The sequence below is a fragment of the Pantoea sp. SGAir0215 genome (genome assembly GCF_043543215.1).
Genome location: NZ_CP028031.1, coordinates 3867343 through 3885066, shown reverse-complemented (window position 1 = coordinate 3885066; position 17724 = coordinate 3867343). Strand labels below are relative to the sequence as shown.

The following is a 17724-nucleotide window of genomic DNA, read 5'->3' as shown; positions in this document are numbered from 1 at the left end:
ATGAGCGAAAATGTTACATACAGCGGCTTTGTCGCGATAGTTGGCCGGCCTAACGTCGGTAAATCCACCTTACTGAACCAGTTACTGGGGCAGAAGGTTTCAATTACGTCTCGTAAGCCGCAAACCACCCGTCACCGCATTATGGGCATCCATACGGAAGGCGCTTATCAGGCGATTTACGTGGATACGCCCGGCCTGCATATGGAAGAGAAGCGGGCGATCAACCGCCTGATGAACCGTGCGGCCAGCAGTTCTATCGGTGACGTTGAACTGATCATCTTTGTGGTTGAAGGCACGCGCTGGACGCCCGACGACGAGATGGTGTTAAACAAGTTGCGCGATGGCAAAGTGCCGGTTCTGCTGGCGATCAATAAAATCGACAACATCCAGGATAAAAGCGTCCTGTTACCGCACCTGCAGTTCCTCAGCGAGCAGATGAACTTTATTGATATCGTGCCGGTTTCGGCCGAAAGCGGTAAAAATGTCGACACCATCGCCGCCATCTCCCGCAAGCATCTGCCGGAATCTGACCATCACTTCCCGGAAGATTACATTACCGATCGCTCACAGCGCTTTATGGCATCCGAAATTATCCGTGAAAAGCTGATGCGTTTCCTCGGTGCGGAACTGCCTTACTCGGTCACAGTCGAAATCGAACAGTTTGTGTCTAACGCGCGCGGCGGTTATGACATCAACGGTTTGATTCTGGTCGAGCGCGAAGGGCAGAAAAAAATGGTGATTGGCAATAAAGGCGCCAAAATCAAAACCATTGGTATTGAAGCGCGTAAGGACATGGAAGAGATGTTCGATGCCAAAGTGCATCTCGAACTGTGGGTTAAAGTTAAATCCGGCTGGGCAGATGACGAACGTGCGCTGCGTAGTCTGGGTTACACAGACGATCTCTGAATAAATGGAAGGCTGGCAACGCGCCTTTGTGCTGCATAGTCGTCCTTTCAGCGAAACCAGTCTGCTGCTTGACCTGTTTAGTGAAAGTGAAGGCCGTGTTCGTGTCCTGGCAAAAGGAGCACGATCACGGCGTTCTCAGTTAAAAGGCACGCTTCAGCCTTTTACCCCGCTGCTGGTGCGCTGGAGCGGTCGTGGTGAGGTGAAAACGCTGCGCAATGCCGAAGCGGTTTCGCTTGCTCTCCCCCTCAGTGGTATCACGCTTTACTGCGGCCTGTACGTCAACGAGCTGTTGTCTCGGGTACTGGAACAGCACATCCCCTTTTCCGACCTGTTTTTTGACTATCTGCAATGTATCCAGACGCTGGCCGCCGCCGAGGGTTCACCCGAACCTGCACTGCGTCGTTTCGAGCTGGCGCTGTTGGGGCACCTTGGCTATGGCGTGGATTTCCTGCACTGCGCAGGCAGTGGTGAACCGGTCAGTGAAGACATGACCTACAGCTACCGGGAAGAGAAGGGCTTCATCGCCAGTCTGGTGCTCAATCAGCGCAGCTTTACAGGTAAACACCTGCAGGCGCTCTCCACGCGTGAATTTCCCGATGCGGATGCCCTGCGCGCGGCGAAGCGCTTTACCCGCATGGCGCTGAAACCCTATCTGGGGGGCAAACCGTTAAAAAGTCAGGAGCTTTTCCGTCAGTTTACACCGAAAAAAAAGCCCGATATTGCCGGCGAGCCCTGATGCGGGTCGTAGCGGAATCGCATCACGGCGCGTTACACTCCATACAATGACCATAATGAACCGAGGATTGTCATGGCTGAGTTACTGTTAGGCGTTAACATCGACCACATTGCTACCGTCCGCAACGCGCGTGGCACCCATTACCCTGATCCGGTCCAGGCGGCCTTTATCGCCGAACAGGCGGGCGCGGATGGGATCACGGTGCACCTGCGGGAAGATCGCCGCCACATTACCGACCGCGACGTGCGTATTCTGCGTGATACCATCGAAACGCGGATGAATCTCGAAATGGCGGTCACCGATGAGATGCTGAACATCGCGTGTGATATCAAACCGCACTTCTGCTGCCTGGTGCCGGAAAAGCGTGAGGAAGTGACCACCGAAGGCGGACTGGATGTCGCCGGACAACAGGAAAAACTTAACGCCGCGGTAAAAAAACTCAGTGAGGCGGGCATTTTGGTATCCCTGTTTATCGATCCCGATCACCGGCAAATCGAAGCGGCTGTCACCAGCGGCGCACCTTATATTGAAATTCATACCGGTGCCTATGCTGAAGCCCCTGAAGGCCCGGCGCGCGACGCTGAGCTGGCCCGGATTCGTCAGGCGGCCACCTTTGCGGCCAGCCGCGGATTAAAAGTTAACGCCGGTCACGGTCTGACTTACCACAACGTCCTGCCGATTGCCGCGCTGCCGGAAATGCATGAGCTGAACATCGGTCATGCGATCATTGGTCGGGCGGTGATGAGCGGCCTGCCTGACGCCGTCAGAGCCATGAAACAGCTGCTGCGAGAAGCGCGTCGCTAATGGCTATTCTGGGACTGGGCAGCGATATCGTCGAAATAGAGCGGATTGCCGATGTGATTTCTCGCTCTGGCGATCGACTGGCGCGTCGCGTGCTGAGTGAGGCCGAATGGCAGCAGTATCAGCAGCATCGTCAGCCGGTGCGTTTTCTGGCTAAACGTTTCGCCGTTAAAGAAGCGGCAGCCAAAGCCTTTGGCACCGGCATTCGCGGCGGACTGGCATTCAATCAGTTTGAAGTTTACAACGATGCGCTGGGTAAACCGCTCCTGCGTTTTTTCGATCATGCTGCTGAGGTGGCGCAGCGGCTGGGTGTACAGCATGTCCATGTCACCCTGGCCGACGAGCGCCACTATGCCTGTGCTACGGTCATTATCGAAAGCTAACCGTGCAGGGCAACAAACTTATCCCACAGCGCATCGCGTGATTCGATGTGCTGGGGATCCGTCACAATGGTGTTATCAATAGGGCAAACCCGCTGGCAGGTCGGCACATCATAATGTCCCACACATTCGGTACAGCGGCTCACCTCAATCTCATAAATCATCTCACCCATCGAAATAGCCTGGTTCGGGCATTCGGGTTCACACATATCGCAGTTAATGCATCGTTCTGTAATCAGTAAAGACATCGCGGTTTCCCAATCGATAAATACTTTTTGTCGTTTTGGCGACATAATCTGTTGCGGTAGTAAATATTCCTGATGAGATATGTCGAACCCTTAGACGACTTTTGTAACTTTCAAATTGCAAGCCTGGCTGGTCATTAACATAAAGTTGGAATGTTAAAGGTCATGCGGAGTCGGCTGACAGTAGCATATTCTTTCAACGTCAAACATGATGCGAATAACTAAAAAAAGTGATACGCACCATTAATGTTCGTTACTTACTGATTATTCGATAATTTAACTCTATATAGTCTTCATGGAGAGTAAGCATAAAAGTATAACTTTTAGCAAATTCAGCGATACACGTGCGGGGACAGCGCCGCGTGTAGAAAAAACCACCACAGCGAGAATTGTAAGGATTATGCAGAAAAAAGGGGTGATAGAAATATTTTGTCATAAAAATGACAGAGATCAGGTGCGTGATTAAGAGTTTTCCGATAATATGCATTCATCAATAATATCGATGGATTGTGTCAGGTGAAAAAAAGAATTTTTTTGATAGCCGGCGTGGCTGTTCTGGCTGCAACAACCGCTTATGGAAGCTTATCCGCGGGTGGATCTCGGCCTGATTTCGTTACAGCAGCAGAAAATAAAACGAATAACTTCCTGCAATACAGCTATGGTAAGGGTAAATGTAAAGCCGCGCCCGGAACGGCAATGAGCTGGGACATGGAATGTAAGTATGACGGTGGCAAGAAAGTGGTTAAATTCGCTCTCTACTCCGCTGAGCATGCAACAAAAAAATCTGTTGATACCTTTTATCTCGTTGCAAAAAATCAGGCTGCAGTCGACTCAGCCAGCACAGGTATGGGGCAATATTTGCCTATTTCTACGCAAGATATAAGCAGTAGTTAGTCGGCCTTAATACACAGCTAATACTCAATTCAGTTTTAGAAGCCAGCGATATCGCTGGCTTCCTTCATTGTACTTTACAACAATCGCAATATCAGATGCGTTTTCCCTTCTTCCTAAATCAGCTTCTTCACCAGCGCCTCGCTGTGGCGAATATGGCTGGACGCGCGCTCAGGATCGTTCTGTACCAGCGCCATAAAGAGCAGGTCCGTTAACGCCAACTGGGCGGTAGTCGAGGAGATCGCGGCGCTGCGCGTACTCTGTTCTTCTGCAACAGTGTACAGGCAGTGCGTGGCGCACTGCTGCAAAGTGTTAGGCGTAAAGCCGGTAAAGGCCAGCACGTCCGCGCCCACCCGCACTGCTTCCTGCGCGGCCAGGTTAATCTCACGACGTTCACCCGTGTAAGAGATCGCCAGCAGCACATCGCCGGATGACATGGCCTGTACGCTGGCCAGCAGCGCGTGCATGTCCTGCTCCGCGACGGCATTGATGCCAATCTTCATTAGCTTCCAGGAAAAATCCTTTGCCACCAGGCCGGATGCGCCGATTCCGACCAATAAAATACGGCGTGCGCGCTTAAGCAGCTGCAAGACGGCATTCAGCTTCTCTTCGCTGTTAATATCCAGGGTCGCGCGAATGGCCGACAGCTTTTCTGTCAGTAATTTTTCACCCACAGCCTTAAGGGGATCGTCACTGAGGATCTGATTATGCACGGTGATGGCATCTTTATCGGCCAGCGATTCGCTCAGTGCCAGCTTGAGTGCCGGAAAACCTTTATATCCCAGTTTTTGCGCAAACTTAACGACGCTGGACTGACTGACGCCAGCTTCTTCTGCCAGCTTTTGTGAACTTAAATGCCGTGCCCGATCCGGTTGTGACAGTAAAAAATCCGCCAGCCGGCGTTCGTTCAGCGCCAGTGAAGGATAAAGCTGGCGAATGCGCAGCAATGAACTCATGCTCAGTCCTCATGATGTAGCGGTGCGTCCGCAAGGAATAAATGATTCTAAAAGCATTGTAGCCACTGGAATAAAAAATGACAGTCATCGCCTCGCTGCGCGAAGATGACTACAATAGAGGCTGTTGATGCATATTCGTTAAAAAGGAGAGTTGTTTGACCAACGAGAGACAACGTCGCGTGGTGTTTTTCGACCTTGATGGCACATTGCACCAACAGGATATGTTTGGCACTTTCATGCGCTATTTGCTGCGCCGTAAACCCCTGAATCTGCTACTGGTCGTGCCTTTGCTGCCCGTCGTCGGCGCAGGGCTGCTGTTCAAAGGGCGTGCGGCCCGCTGGCCGATGAGCCTGTTACTCTGGTCAATCACTTTTGGCCGATCTGAAACCACCCTGTTACGACTGGAGGCCGAGTTTGCTCAGTGGTTTCGCCAGCGCGTGAAAGCGTTTCCGGTGGTGCAGAAGCGTCTCAGCGAGTACCTCAGCAGCGATGATGCGGATGTGTGGCTGATTACGGGCTCGCCGCAGTCGCTGGTGGAGCAGGTCTATTACGATTCGGCGTTTCTGCCCAGAGTAAAGTTGATTGCCAGCCAGATGCAGCGCGGTCTGGGGGGGCGCGTGCTGAAATTGCGCTGTCTGGGCCACGAAAAAGTGGTGCAGTTAGAAGAGCAAATCGGCACACCACTGCAACTCTATAGTGGTTACAGCGACAGCAAGCAGGACAACCCGTTATTGTTCTTTTGTCAGCATCGCTGGCGCGTCACGCCGGCAGGTGAATTGCAGCAGTTAGAATAACCTGTACTGAGCTTCGGTTTTGCCGGCATGCCCGGTATAATGCGCCGCTTTTTGCTGCCGGGAGTGGTTCGTGTGACACAAGAACAAGATGAATACTGGATGCGCCGGGCGCTGACGCTGGCGCAACGCGCATGGGATGAGGGCGAGGTGCCGGTAGGCGCCGTCCTGGTTCACGGCGACCGCGTCATTGGCGAAGGCTGGAACCGGCCTATCGGTCAGCATGATCCCACCGCGCACGCAGAGATTATGGCGCTTCGTCAGGGCGGGAAAGTACTGGAAAATTACCGTCTGCTGGATACCACGCTTTATGTGACGCTGGAGCCGTGCGTCATGTGCGCCGGCGCGATGGTGCATAGCCGGATAGGTCGTCTGGTTTATGGCGCGCACGATGTGAAAACCGGCGCAGCCGGTTCGCTGATTGACGTGCTGGGCCATCCGGGGATGAACCATCAGGTAAGGTTAGATCACGGCGTGCTGGAAGACGCGTGCGCGGCGCTGCTGAGCGACTTTTTCCGCATGCGTCGTCAGCAACAAAAAGCGCTGCGACAGGCGCAGCGCGAAAGCTAATTCATTGCCACTTGTGGCGAAACGGCAGGATAGCCTTTGCCCATCTCCGCTTCCAGCGCGGCCTGCTGGGCAAGGCGCTTTTCCTGCTCCTGCAAATAGCCCACCAGGCTAATCTCATATTTACGAATATTTTCCACGTAGTTATACGCTTCCTGGCCCCGCGCGTAGCCGTAGGTCGTTTGCGCGTAATAACGCTTCTGGCTCAGCATCGGCAGGCGCAGTTTCACATCAGCCCAACTGTCCGGGTTGCCACCCTGTTTTGCCGTGAGCTTACGGGCATCCAGCATATGAGCATAACCCATGTTGTAGGCGGCCAGCGCAAACCAGATACGTTCGTCTTCCGGAATGGACTGCGGGACTTTATCCATCATATTTTGCAGATACTGGCTGCCGCCGCGAATACTTTGCTCAGGATCGGTTCGATCGCCCACTTCCACGCTGTCGGCGGTATTGCGCGTCAGCATCATCATGCCACGTACGCCGGTCGGTGATGTCGCCTGCGGATTCCAGTGTGATTCCTGATAAGAGATAGCGGCCAGCAAACGCCAGTCGATATTACTGGCGTATTTCTCGAATAACGGTTTGATATCAGGCAGAACCGTATCAATCGCACGCAGGAAGGTGCGCGTATCCACATAATCAAAGGTGCCAACGTGCCCGAGGTATTTCTCTTCCAGCCGCGCCATTGCGCCTTCTTCGCCCATGCCATTAAAGAAATCCAGCATGGCCGCGTTCAGGCTGTCGTCGCTTTCGCGGGGCATATACCACGTCACCGGCTCTTCATCCGTGACGTCAAAGGCGACCGCCAGTTGTGGATGGATGCGCTGAAGCAGTGCGATGGTGACGGAATCGCCAATCGTATAATCCAGCTTGCCCTCGGCGACGGCCTCAAGTAGCGCTTTCGGGCTTTGATCGGTCGAGATAGCCCAGTCAAGGTCGGGATAGTGATCCGCTCTGGCGCTCTTAAGTGTAGACAGATAAGCCGATCCGGAGGCAACGACGAGCCGTCCCTTTAAATCGCCCAGGTTTTTCGGGCGAGTTTTATCCACACGATAAACCAACTGCTGGGAAACGCTGTAATAGCTGGGGCCCGTCTGATAGCGGTTCAGTCGCTCATTATTATAGATAAGGCCTGCGGCCAGCAAATCGGCTTTGCCGTCGTCAAGCGCATCAAACAGGTCGCTGATATTCGCGCGCACCGTGATTTCCAGCCTGACGCCCAAATAACGGGCGAAACGCTTCGCCAGCTCGTAATCCATCCCGGCCGGTGCTTTATTCACGGTGTAGTAAGTCAACGGTGAGTTTACGGTACTGACCCGTAGCACTCCCCGTGCTTTAATCTGTGAAATCGTATCCTGCCCGCTCCCATGCCAGGGAATGGATGGCCACAGTGCCAGCGCTAACAGCACGGTGAGCAGACCGATAAACAGATAGTTTAATTTCAGGCGTTTCAAATAGTTATCTCTCGATGGCTCCAAGGCCTCTGTCTTTTAAGGCAGTATTGATCTTGTTTTAACTCCCAGAGCGAGGGGCATTTTGCGCAACAAACTTAGGCAGAGCAACTTATAAAGCAATTTTTGCGCAATTATCAGCCAAATCTTGTTGGCCATAAATTTTGCGCAAACGGTTTCGTCGCGGAGTGGCTTTCTCTATAATACGCCCCGTTTTCCCCCTGTTGCGCCCAATGAAGCGTCGCACCCGGCGTTTCAAAGACGAGAGATCTTATGATGGAAATTCTGCGTGGTTCGCCCGCCCTGTCGGCATTTCGTGTAAACAAACTGCTGGCCCGCTTTCAGGACGCTCATCTGCCGGTGAGTGATATTTACGCTGAGTACGTCCATTTTGCCGATGTCAGCGCGCCGTTGAGTGAGGATGAAAAATCCCGTCTGCAGCGCCTGCTCAAGTACGGTCCTTCTCTCGCTGAACATGCGCCACAAGGGCGTTTGCTGCTGGTCACGCCACGTCCAGGCACCATTTCGCCATGGTCTTCAAAAGCGACAGATATTGCGCATAACTGCGATCTGTCACAGGTCCGTCGACTGGAGCGCGGTCTGGCGTTTTATGTTCAGGCACCCCAGTTGACGGAAACCCAGTGGCAAACGCTGTCAGCGCTGCTGCATGACCGCATGATGGAAACGGTGTACAGCGACCTCCATCAGGCCGAACAACTGTTTGCCCACCACGAACCTCAGCCGGTCAAAAGCGTTGATGTGTTGGGTGAAGGCCGTCAGGCACTGGTTCATGCCAATACATCGCTGGGCCTGGCGCTGGCAGACGACGAAATTGACTACCTGCTGGCAGCCTTTACGAAGCTGGGCCGTAACCCTAACGACATCGAACTCTATATGTTTGCTCAGGCGAACTCCGAGCACTGTCGTCACAAGATTTTTAACGCCGACTGGATTATTGACGGCGAAAAACAGCCGAAATCGCTGTTTAAAATGATTAAGAACACCTTTGAGCAAACGCCGGATTATGTCCTGTCGGCTTATAAAGACAATGCGGCGGTGATGGAAGGCTCTGAAGTAGGACGCTTCTTTGCGGATGCCGAAAACGGGGAATATGGCTACCACCAGGAGGCGGCGCATATTCTGATGAAGGTCGAAACGCATAACCATCCTACGGCGATTTCGCCGTGGCCTGGCGCGGCAACCGGCTCCGGCGGCGAAATTCGTGACGAAGGGGCGACCGGACGGGGCGCGAAGCCGAAAGCCGGTCTGGTCGGCTTCTCGGTGTCGAACCTGCGTATTCCGGGCTTTGAGCAGCCGTGGGAAGAGGATTTTGGCAAGCCCGCGCGCATCGTCAGCGCACTGGACATTATGACTGAAGGCCCTCTGGGCGGCGCGGCGTTTAACAACGAGTTTGGCCGTCCTGCATTGAATGGCTATTTCCGTACCTATGAAGAACAGGTCAACAGCCACAACGGCACCGAACTGCGCGGTTACCACAAGCCGATTATGCTGGCGGGTGGCATCGGGAACATCCGTGCCGATCACGTCCAGAAAGGCGAGATTACTGTCGGGGCAAAGCTGATCGTACTGGGCGGCCCGGCAATGAATATCGGTCTGGGCGGCGGGGCGGCCTCATCTATGGCGTCGGGCCAGTCTGACGCTGATCTCGACTTTGCCTCCGTACAGCGTGATAACCCGGAAATGGAACGGCGTTGCCAGGAAGTGATTGACCGCTGCTGGCAGTTAGGCGACGACAACCCGATTCTGTTTATCCACGATGTCGGTGCGGGCGGGCTGTCGAACGCCATGCCTGAGCTGGTCAGCGATGGCGGTCGCGGTGGACGTTTCAACCTGCGTGATATCCTCAGCGATGAGCCAGGGATGAGCCCGCTGGAAGTCTGGTGTAATGAATCGCAAGAGCGTTACGTCATGGCGGTGGCACCCGAAAAGCTGGCTGAATTTGCGGCGATTTGCGAGCGTGAGCGCGCGCCTTTTGCGGTTATCGGTGAAGCCACAGAAGAGCAGCATCTGACGCTCAACGACAGCCACTTTGATAACAGCCCAATTGATATGCCGCTGGATGTGCTGTTGGGGAAAACCCCGAAAATGACGCGCGATGTCGTCAAACAGCAGGCGCAGGGCACACCGTTACACCGTGATGGCATCGTCTTAACGGAGGCGGTGAATCGCGTTCTGCACTTACCGACCGTGGCGGAAAAAACCTTTCTGATCACCATCGGCGATCGCAGTGTGACCGGCATGGTGGCACGGGATCAGATGGTAGGACCCTGGCAGATCCCTGTAGCCAATTGTGCGGTCACGACCGCCAGCCTCGACAGCTATCATGGTGAAGCGTTCGCTCTGGGTGAACGCGCGCCGGTGGCGCTGCTCGACTTTGCCGCCTCAGCACGACTGGCGGTTGGTGAAGCGCTGACAAACCTTGCCGCCACGCCCGTGGGGTCATTGAAGCGTGTAAAACTCTCGGCAAACTGGATGTCAGCCGCGGGTCATCCGGGCGAAGATGCGGGCCTGTATGACGCCGTGAAAGCTGTCGGTGAGGAGCTGTGTCCGGCACTGGGCATTACTATCCCGGTGGGTAAAGACTCCATGTCGATGAAAACCCGCTGGCAGGAAGGCACTGAACAACGCGAAATGACGTCGCCGCTGTCGCTGGTGATTACCGCCTTTGCGCGTGTCGAAGATGTTCGTCGCAACGTGACGCCTCAACTGATGGCGGATCAGGACAACCTGCTTCTGCTGATCGATCTGGGTAACGGTGCCAATACTCTGGGCGCAACCGCGCTGGCGCAGGTGTATCGTCAACTGGGCGACAAGCCTGCCGATGTACGTGATGCACAGCAGCTGGCAGGCTTCTTTAATGCGATGCAGGCGCTGGTCAGCCAACAGAAACTATTGGCCTACCATGACCGTTCCGATGGGGGCCTGCTGGTCACGCTGGCAGAAATGGCCTTTACCGGTCACTGCGGTGTAGATGTTGATATCGCGGCGCTGGGCAGTGATGCGCTGGCGGCGTTGTTTACTGAGGAACTGGGCGCAGTCATTCAGATCAAGGCCGCCGATCGTGAAGGTGTCGAGCAGATTCTGGCTCAACATGGACTGGCGCAGTGCAGTCATGTGCTGGGCAGCGCACAGCCGGGCGATCGCTTCGTGATTCGTTCAGGCGACAGTGCTGTGTACAGCGAAAGTCGCACCACGCTGCGTACCTGGTGGGCGGAAACCACCTGGCAGATGCAGCGTCTGCGTGATAACCCGGCCTGTGCTGATCAGGAACATCAGGCAAAACAGGACGACAACGATCCGGGTCTTAACGTCAGCCTGACCTTCAGGCCGGAAGAGGACGTTGCCGCGCCGATGATTGCGACAGGTGCCCGTCCGCGCGTGGCCGTGTTGCGTGAGCAGGGTGTTAACTCTCATGTGGAAATGGCCGCAGCCTTTGACCGCGCAGGCTTTACCGCCGTGGACGTTCATATGAGCGATCTGCTGGCAGGACGCATCGATCTGGAACGTTTCCAGGCGTTAGTGGCCTGTGGTGGCTTCTCTTACGGTGACGTACTGGGAGCCGGTGAGGGCTGGGCGAAATCTATCCTGTTCAACCCGCGTGTGCGCGATCAGTTCGAAGCCTTCTTCCATCGTCCGCAAACGCTGGCGCTGGGTGTTTGCAACGGTTGCCAGATGATGTCCAACCTGCGCGAGCTGATTCCTGGCAGCGAACTGTGGCCGCGCTTCGTGCGTAATCAGTCTGAGCGCTTTGAAGCGCGCTTCAGCCTGGTTGAAGTGGCCGCCAGCCCGTCATTACTGCTGGATGGCATGGCGGGTTCGCGGATGCCTGTTGCGGTATCACACGGAGAAGGTTTTGTAGAAGTGCGCGATGGTACTCACCTGGCGGCGCTGGAATCCAAAGGGCTGGTGGCGCTGCGCTTTGTGGACAATAGCGGTAAGGTGACGGAAACCTATCCGGCCAACCCGAACGGTTCGCCAAATGGCATCACTGCCGTGACCAACGAAAGTGGGCGCGTCACCATTATGATGCCGCATCCTGAGCGTGTTTTCCGTACGGTCAGCAACTCCTGGCATCCGGCGGAGTGGGGGGAAGACAGCCCATGGATGCGCATTTTCCGTAACGCGCGCAAACAACTGGGTTAATTGCCGTAAAAAATGGGGAGGCCAGGTGCCTCCCTTTTTTTATGGGCACGAGATGTTGGCAAAAGGAGACAGCCGTCACCTTTTGTTGTCGCTGATTGGTGACATCTATCTCTATGATTTTATTATACGGCAGAGGTACGATGAAAATGTGTTGGCATTTGGCGACACATTTGCCAGACCAGATGGTCTGAACGGGCCGTTTTCACTGCTCGCTTACCTGCAAGAGCCTGAACAGAAAGGGGCTTTTAATATTGGCATGATCTTTGCTATAATTATCGCGCTGCTCATTCACTTGTTTATGAATGCCACCGCACTGCGGTCAGAGCTCATAAAGCCCGAATGACGCACCAAACGGAGCCTGCCGTCCACCACACCGATAATCGTATGCATTGCATCGTTATCAAGCATCGGACGTAACGTTGAGTTAGGCTCCACCCATTCTCACGCGCGGCTAAGGCGGCGCGTCTGCGGCAGGCCAGATGGTCTGCCGTTTTCTTTTCTGCCTCTTCCTTCTCCGGGCCGACTCCGCTAGCATCCGGTAAGCGTATCTTTATGGAAGCCGTCGCGTGAAAAAATGGCGTTTTTTCCCCCAATCTCTGCGTCAGCTGGTGCTGATGGCCTTTTTGCTGGTGCTCCTGCCCTTACTGGTACTGGCCTGGCAGGCATGGGAAAGCCTCTCCGCACTCAGCAATCAGGCGGCGGACACTAACCGCAACACCTTTACCGATGTCCGGCGCAGCGAAGCCATGGCACGAACCGCCATTGAGCTGGAGCGCAGCTATCGTCAGTATTGCGTACTGGGTGATGCCTCGCTGGCGAAGCTGTATCAGACGCAGCGGATTCGTTACAGCCAGATGCTCAGCTCCCATGCTGATAATCTGCCCGATTTACCGGCTTTTAAGACGCTACGGGACACGCTGCCGCTGTTGGAAACCCTGCAGTGCCAGAACGGTAATCCGATGGGCAGTGCTGCGCAGGCGCTTGACCGTTTTTCCGCAACCAACGCACAACTGGTGCACGACACGCGGGAGGTGGTATTCGCCCGCGGCTTACAGCTTCAGCGCGAAATCGCCGATCGCGGTCAGTTCTTTGGCTGGCAGGCGCTGATTCTGTTCATTATCAGCCTGACACTCACGCTGCTGTTTACCCGCATGATCATCGGTCCGGTCAAAAGTGTCGAACGGATGATTAACCGCCTTGGCGAAGGGCGGGAACTGGGCAGCAGCATGGTGTTTCGGGGGCCACGGGAATTGCGTTCGCTGGGGCAACGTATTGTCTGGCTGAGCGAGCGGCTGCACTGGCTTGAATCTCAGCGACACGAATTTTTACGCCACCTTTCACACGAACTGAAAACCCCGCTGGCCAGTTTGCGTGAAGGTACGGCGCTTCTGGCGGATGAAGTCGCGGGCGTGCTAAATCCGGAGCAGAAAGAAATCGTCTCCATACTCGATACCAGCAGCCGTCATTTGCAGCACCTGATTGAACAATTGCTCGACTACAACCGCAGGCTCGCTGATGGGCCAATCACGCTTGAGGCGGTCAAACTGGACGATATCGTGCATGACGTTGTAAATGCCCACGCCCTTTCGGCGCGTAACAAACAGATGCATGTTGAGATCGATCTGAAGGCCACAGATTGCCTGGCTGAGCCTATGCTATTAATGAGCGTAATTGATAACCTCTACTCTAACGCCGTGAACTATGGCAATGAATCCGGTAACATCTGGCTTCGTAGCCAGCAGCAGGGCGATACAGTCATCATTGAGGTCGCTAACAGCGGTACGCCCATTCCCGAGCATGAGCAGGCAATGATTTTTGAGCCCTTTTTTCAGGGTAGCCATCAGCGCAAAGGGCCGGTTAAAGGCAGTGGGCTGGGGTTAAGTATCGCAAAGGATTGTCTGCGCCGCATGCACGGCAACCTGCAACTGGTCAGCCGCGATGACGCGGATGTTTGTTTTCGCATTGAACTGAATACCACCGCCGGGAAAGTCTGAAGTATGAAATTTTTTGCCGCGATTCTTATAAGCGCACTGAGCACCCTGATGCTCAGCGGCTGTGCCTCCTCACCGGCGACCTCGGCATCCCAGCCCGCACCAAACTCTGTCGCGGTGCCTGAAACGCGCCTGGTGGATTATCTGACAACCCGCTGTAGCGATATCTGGCATATTGAAAACACTGCCGCGCTTGCCAATCCCCTTTACTGGATGCGCAGTATTGACTGCGCCGAACGACTTTCGCCCGCGGAAGCCCGCGCCGAGGCGCACCGCTGGCCAGTAGACAGCTGGTCGCGAGCCTTTAAACAGGGCGTACTCATGGCAAATGGCAACGTAACGCCACTGGAACGGCGCGACTATATCACCGAGCTGGACAGCTACAGTGAGCAGTTCCCGCAAAACCTGCGGGCACTCATCCAGCTCTGGCGCAGTAACCAGGCGGCACAGCTGGATTTAAGTGCGCTACGTTCGCGGTACGTCCATCTGCAGCAGAGCAGCGATGCGCAGACGGATGCGCTGCGTCAGCAGCAGATAAAATTACGGCAGCAGTTAAGCGATACGCAAAGCAAGCTGGAGCGGTTAACCGATATCGAACGCCAGCTTTCGTCGCGCAAAACCTCAGAGATGCCAGAAGGCAGTCATGGAACGGCGTTGCCACAAGAGGAAGAGCAGTAATGATAAAACATGCGGCACATCTGCTGCTGGTGGATGATGATCCCAGCCTGCTGAAACTGTTAGGGATGCGGCTGAGCAGCGAAGGCTATCAGGTGACCACCGCAGCCAGTGGGCCTGACGCGCTTCGGCTGTTGCAGAAAGAGAAAATCGATCTGGTGATAAGCGATTTGCGCATGGATGAGATGGACGGCCTGGCGCTTTTTGGCGAAATCCAGAAACGCCATATGGGCTTGCCGGTCATCATTTTAACCGCACACGGTTCGATTCCAGAGGCCGTCGCGGCAACCCAGCAGGGCGTATTTAGCTTTTTAACCAAACCGGTCGATCGCGATGCGCTTTATAAGGCAATCGATGAAGCGCTCGCGCAGCGCGTCCCGGTCAGCGACGACCGCTGGCGGGAAGCCATCGTAACACGCAATCCTCAGATGCTGCGCTTACTTGAACAGGCGCACATGGTTGCTCAGTCGGATGTCAGCGTGCTGATCAACGGGCAAAGCGGGACGGGTAAAGAGGTGCTGGCGCAGGCTATCCATGCGGCCAGTCCGCGCGCCGACAAGCCGTTCATCGCGATCAACTGTGGTGCCTTGCCCGAGCAGTTGCTGGAATCGGAGTTATTTGGTCACGCGAAAGGTGCCTTTACCGGTGCGGTCAGCGCGCGCGACGGCCTGTTTAAAGCGGCCGAAGGCGGGACGCTGTTTCTGGACGAAATTGGCGATATGCCGCCCGCGCTGCAGGTGAAACTGCTGCGGGTCATACAGGAGCGTAAAGTCCGGCCGCTTGGCAGCAACAACGATATTGATATCAATGTGCGGATTATCTCCGCCACGCACCGGGATTTGCCGAAAGCGATGGAGAAAAACGAATTCCGTGAAGATCTCTTTTATCGCCTGAACGTCGTTAACCTGAAAATACCGGCGCTGCATCAACGTACCGAGGATATTCCGCTGCTGGCTAATCATCTGCTGCGCCAGGCCGCGGACCGTCACAAACCGCAGGTGCGCAGTTTTTCGGTGGATGCGATGAAGCGCCTGATCTCTGCCAGCTGGCCCGGTAACGTGCGTCAGTTAGTGAATGTGATTGAACAGTGCGTGGCGCTCAGTTCCTCGCCGGTGATCAGCGATGCGCTGGTAGAGCAGGCACTGAGCGGCGAAAACAGCGCATTACCAACCTTTGTCGAGGCGCGTAATCAGTTTGAACTCAATTACCTGCGCAAGCTGTTGCAGATGACCAAAGGAAATGTGACCAACGCGGCGCGTCTGGCTGGACGTAACCGTACTGAATTCTATAAGCTGCTGTCACGTCACGAACTGGACGCCAGTGACTTTAAAGAGTAATTTTCTGCCGCACCAGCCTGCAGCATGGCCAGCGACATTTATACTTAAAAAATCCCTCTGACCACGGAGGGCGCGAGGAAAGGGTCTGACATGAAAAAGATCGATGCAATAATTAAACCATTCAAACTTGATGATGTGCGCGAAGCGCTTGCTGAAGTCGGCATCACCGGGATGACCGTAAGCGAAGTGAAAGGCTTTGGCCGTCAGAAAGGGCACACGGAACTCTACCGTGGGGCAGAGTATATGGTGGACTTTCTGCCGAAGGTAAAAATTGAAATGGTGGTAGGCGATGATATCGTGGACACCTGCGTCGAAACCATCATGCGCACCGCGCAAACCGGCAAAATTGGCGACGGCAAAATCTTTGTTTTCGATGTCGCTCGCGTGGTGCGTATCCGTACCGGTGAAGAAGACGAGGAAGCGATTTAATCGTGTCCTTGTCGAAAGCCCGCCTGTCGCGGGCTTTTTTATTATTACATCACCTTATGCGGACCAAACACCTCATAGTAAATCCTGTCCGCCGTCACGCCGACCGCCAGCAGCTGCTGAACGACGAACTGCATAAAGCCCAGCGGCCCACAAAGATAGAAGTGGGTATTCACCTCCTGCAGACGTGGTGAAACGCTCGCCAGATCCATAAGGCCTTGCGCATCATAACGACCTGCATCACCCTGATTTGGCTCGCGATACCAGATATGTTGGGCAAAATCAGGCAACAGGTCACCGGCCGCGCGCACTTCATCTGCAAAGGCATGCTGCTGGCCGTTTTCAGCGGCATGTAACCAGTTGACCGCTGCCGGGTGCTGCCGGGTAGCCAGCGCATGCAGCATGGCCAGCATCGGCGTTTGCCCTACGCCCGCTGAAATCAATGTGACCGGCGTCGTCGGACTTGCCTGGAGAAAAAAATCCCCGTGTGGAGGCGTCAGCTGAATCTCATCGCCTGCTTTGGCCTGTTGATGCAGCCAGCCTGAGACTGTTCCCCCGGCTTCCTGTTTTACCGCAATTCGGTAGGTCTGCGCATCGCTGACGGTGGTGAGTGAGTACTGACGAATTTGCTGATAGCGGAAGCCCGCTGGCTGCAGATGCAGTGACACATACTGCCCCGGCCTGAAGGACGCAATGGGTTTACCATCAACAGGAGCGAGGGTAACGCTTTTGATCACGTCACTTTGTTGCTCAATCGCGCTGATGAAGAAGGCTCTCGTGCCGCGCCAGCCGCCTTGCTGGTGTGCCGATGCCTGATAAAGGGCTTCTTCACGCTGGATAAAGATATCGGCCAGCACTGTGTAGGCGCGTCTCCAGGCGGCGAGCACCGCTTCGCCAGGATTCAGCATGGCGTCGATAGAGGCGAGTAAATACTCACCCACAATTTTATATTGCTCAGGCTGGATAGTCAGGCTGGCGTGCTTTTGGGCAATTTTTTCGACGGCTGGCCGTAGCGCCGTCAGATTGTCCAGATTGACCCCGTAGGCGCAAATCGCATTAAACAGCGCTTCACGCTGTGCGCCATTGCGCTGGTTGGCCCTGTTAAAGACATGCTTTAACTCTGGATGATGAGAGAGCATCTGACCGTAAAAATGGGCCGTCAGATCGGGGCCGCATGCCGCAATCGCGGGAAGGGTGGATTTCACAATGTGAATCGTCTGGGCATCAAGCATGGCAATACCTTACTTAAAGTTGCATTTTAAATGCATCTTATAGCCGGGCGTTTTGTTCTGTAAATAGCGTTGTGGTTTACAGGAAGACTGAGCGGCAAATTTTCAGACGGAGAAATGGAAAATTTCCGTTACAGGGTGCGGGGAAAAACAGCGGAAAACCGCTTGCAAATCG

At 54.8% G+C, this 17724-nt stretch carries 17 protein-coding genes; 13 read left to right on the top strand and 4 right to left on the bottom strand.

Annotation, left to right across the window (positions count from 1 at the left end):
• From era to acpS, 4 genes are all read left to right on the top strand, one after another.
• Positions 1-906: a GTPase Era gene (gene era, locus C1N64_RS18100; RefSeq protein WP_394515051.1), complete on the top strand. Its 906-nt coding sequence runs from the start codon at positions 1-3 to the stop codon at positions 904-906.
• Positions 907-910: 4 nt separating this feature from the next.
• Positions 911-1642 (top strand): DNA repair protein RecO, encoded by a 732-nt coding sequence (gene recO, locus C1N64_RS18095; RefSeq protein ID WP_039340024.1) that lies wholly within the window; start codon positions 911-913, stop codon positions 1640-1642.
• A gap of 72 nt (positions 1643-1714) precedes the next feature.
• On the top strand, positions 1715-2446 hold the full coding sequence (gene pdxJ, locus C1N64_RS18090) for a pyridoxine 5'-phosphate synthase (RefSeq protein ID WP_205955576.1): 732 nt from the start codon (positions 1715-1717) through the stop codon (positions 2444-2446).
• Positions 2446-2826 (top strand): holo-ACP synthase, encoded by a 381-nt coding sequence (gene acpS / locus C1N64_RS18085; RefSeq protein WP_006120525.1) that lies wholly within the window; start codon positions 2446-2448, stop codon positions 2824-2826. Before pdxJ ends, acpS begins: the two co-directional genes overlap by 1 nt.
• On the opposite strand, the gene C1N64_RS18080 is transcribed toward acpS, so the two are convergent.
• Complete coding sequence (locus tag C1N64_RS18080; RefSeq protein WP_033741000.1) at positions 2823-3071, bottom strand: YfhL family 4Fe-4S dicluster ferredoxin; 249 nt, start codon at positions 3069-3071, stop codon at positions 2823-2825. The two genes, acpS and C1N64_RS18080, sit on opposite strands and share 4 nt — an antisense overlap.
• Positions 3072-3584: 513 nt before the next feature.
• On the opposite strand from C1N64_RS18080, the gene C1N64_RS18075 reads away from it, so the two are divergent.
• Complete coding sequence (locus tag C1N64_RS18075) at positions 3585-3962, top strand: hypothetical protein (protein ID WP_375096664.1); 378 nt, start codon at positions 3585-3587, stop codon at positions 3960-3962.
• Between the two features lie 113 nt (positions 3963-4075).
• On the opposite strand, the gene C1N64_RS18070 is transcribed toward C1N64_RS18075, so the two are convergent.
• A complete protein-coding gene (locus tag C1N64_RS18070; RefSeq protein ID WP_006120655.1) occupies positions 4076-4915 on the bottom strand; it encodes a MurR/RpiR family transcriptional regulator in 840 nt (279 codons plus the stop codon).
• 155 nt (positions 4916-5070) lie between these two features.
• On the opposite strand from C1N64_RS18070, the gene yfhb reads away from it, so the two are divergent.
• Together yfhb and tadA are read left to right on the top strand one after the other, a co-directional pair.
• A complete protein-coding gene (yfhb, locus tag C1N64_RS18065; RefSeq protein ID WP_006120654.1) occupies positions 5071-5709 on the top strand; it encodes a phosphatidylglycerophosphatase C in 639 nt (212 codons plus the stop codon).
• Between the two features lie 72 nt (positions 5710-5781).
• Complete coding sequence (tadA, locus tag C1N64_RS18060) at positions 5782-6276, top strand: tRNA adenosine(34) deaminase TadA (RefSeq protein ID WP_006120653.1); 495 nt, start codon at positions 5782-5784, stop codon at positions 6274-6276.
• On the opposite strand, the gene mltF is transcribed toward tadA, so the two are convergent.
• Positions 6273-7730, bottom strand: a complete 1458-nt coding sequence (gene mltF, locus C1N64_RS18055) for a membrane-bound lytic murein transglycosylase MltF (RefSeq protein WP_054633320.1) — start codon at positions 7728-7730, stop codon at positions 6273-6275. The genes tadA and mltF overlap by 4 nt on opposite strands.
• Positions 7731-8000: 270 nt before the next feature.
• On the opposite strand from mltF, the gene purL reads away from it, so the two are divergent.
• From purL to glnB, 6 genes are all read left to right on the top strand, one after another.
• On the top strand, positions 8001-11891 hold the full coding sequence (purL, locus tag C1N64_RS18050; protein WP_058701199.1) for a phosphoribosylformylglycinamidine synthase: 3891 nt from the start codon (positions 8001-8003) through the stop codon (positions 11889-11891).
• A gap of 52 nt (positions 11892-11943) precedes the next feature.
• Positions 11944-12234, top strand: a complete 291-nt coding sequence (locus C1N64_RS18045; RefSeq protein WP_164482465.1) for a hypothetical protein — start codon at positions 11944-11946, stop codon at positions 12232-12234.
• A 223-nt stretch (positions 12235-12457) separates the two neighbouring features.
• Entirely contained in the window at positions 12458-13885 is a 1428-nt protein-coding gene (locus C1N64_RS18040; protein ID WP_185199095.1) for a sensor histidine kinase, read from the top strand.
• A 3-nt stretch (positions 13886-13888) separates the two neighbouring features.
• Positions 13889-14560: a two-component system QseEF-associated lipoprotein QseG gene (qseG, locus tag C1N64_RS18035; protein ID WP_033740913.1), complete on the top strand. Its 672-nt coding sequence runs from the start codon at positions 13889-13891 to the stop codon at positions 14558-14560.
• Entirely contained in the window at positions 14560-15894 is a 1335-nt protein-coding gene (gene glrR / locus C1N64_RS18030) for a two-component system response regulator GlrR (RefSeq protein WP_006120648.1), read from the top strand. The genes qseG and glrR overlap by 1 nt, the downstream gene beginning before the upstream one ends.
• Before the next feature lie 90 nt (positions 15895-15984).
• Positions 15985-16323, top strand: a complete 339-nt coding sequence (glnB, locus tag C1N64_RS18025) for a nitrogen regulatory protein P-II (RefSeq protein ID WP_003848647.1) — start codon at positions 15985-15987, stop codon at positions 16321-16323.
• A 44-nt stretch (positions 16324-16367) separates the two neighbouring features.
• Here the strand turns inward: glnB and hmpA are convergent, their stop codons facing one another.
• On the bottom strand, positions 16368-17552 hold the full coding sequence (gene hmpA / locus C1N64_RS18020; RefSeq protein ID WP_375093548.1) for an NO-inducible flavohemoprotein: 1185 nt from the start codon (positions 17550-17552) through the stop codon (positions 16368-16370).
• Positions 17553-17724 lie beyond the last annotated feature (172 nt).

Coding starts and splice junctions, on each gene's coding strand:
- era (WP_394515051.1), top strand. CDS start 1: ATGAGCGAAAATGTTACATACAGCGGCTTTGTCGCGATAGTTGGCCGG.
- recO (WP_039340024.1), top strand. CDS start 911: ATGGAAGGCTGGCAACGCGCCTTTGTGCTGCATAGTCGTCCTTTCAGC.
- pdxJ (WP_205955576.1), top strand. CDS start 1,715: ATGGCTGAGTTACTGTTAGGCGTTAACATCGACCACATTGCTACCGTC.
- acpS (WP_006120525.1), top strand. CDS start 2,446: ATGGCTATTCTGGGACTGGGCAGCGATATCGTCGAAATAGAGCGGATT.
- C1N64_RS18080 (WP_033741000.1), bottom strand. CDS start 3,071: ATGTCTTTACTGATTACAGAACGATGCATTAACTGCGATATGTGTGAA.
- C1N64_RS18070 (WP_006120655.1), bottom strand. CDS start 4,915: ATGAGTTCATTGCTGCGCATTCGCCAGCTTTATCCTTCACTGGCGCTG.
- purL (WP_058701199.1), top strand. CDS start 8,001: ATGATGGAAATTCTGCGTGGTTCGCCCGCCCTGTCGGCATTTCGTGTA.
- C1N64_RS18045 (WP_164482465.1), top strand. CDS start 11,944: ATGTTGGCAAAAGGAGACAGCCGTCACCTTTTGTTGTCGCTGATTGGT.
- qseG (WP_033740913.1), top strand. CDS start 13,889: ATGAAATTTTTTGCCGCGATTCTTATAAGCGCACTGAGCACCCTGATG.
- glrR (WP_006120648.1), top strand. CDS start 14,560: ATGATAAAACATGCGGCACATCTGCTGCTGGTGGATGATGATCCCAGC.
- glnB (WP_003848647.1), top strand. CDS start 15,985: ATGAAAAAGATCGATGCAATAATTAAACCATTCAAACTTGATGATGTG.
- hmpA (WP_375093548.1), bottom strand. CDS start 17,552: ATGCTTGATGCCCAGACGATTCACATTGTGAAATCCACCCTTCCCGCG.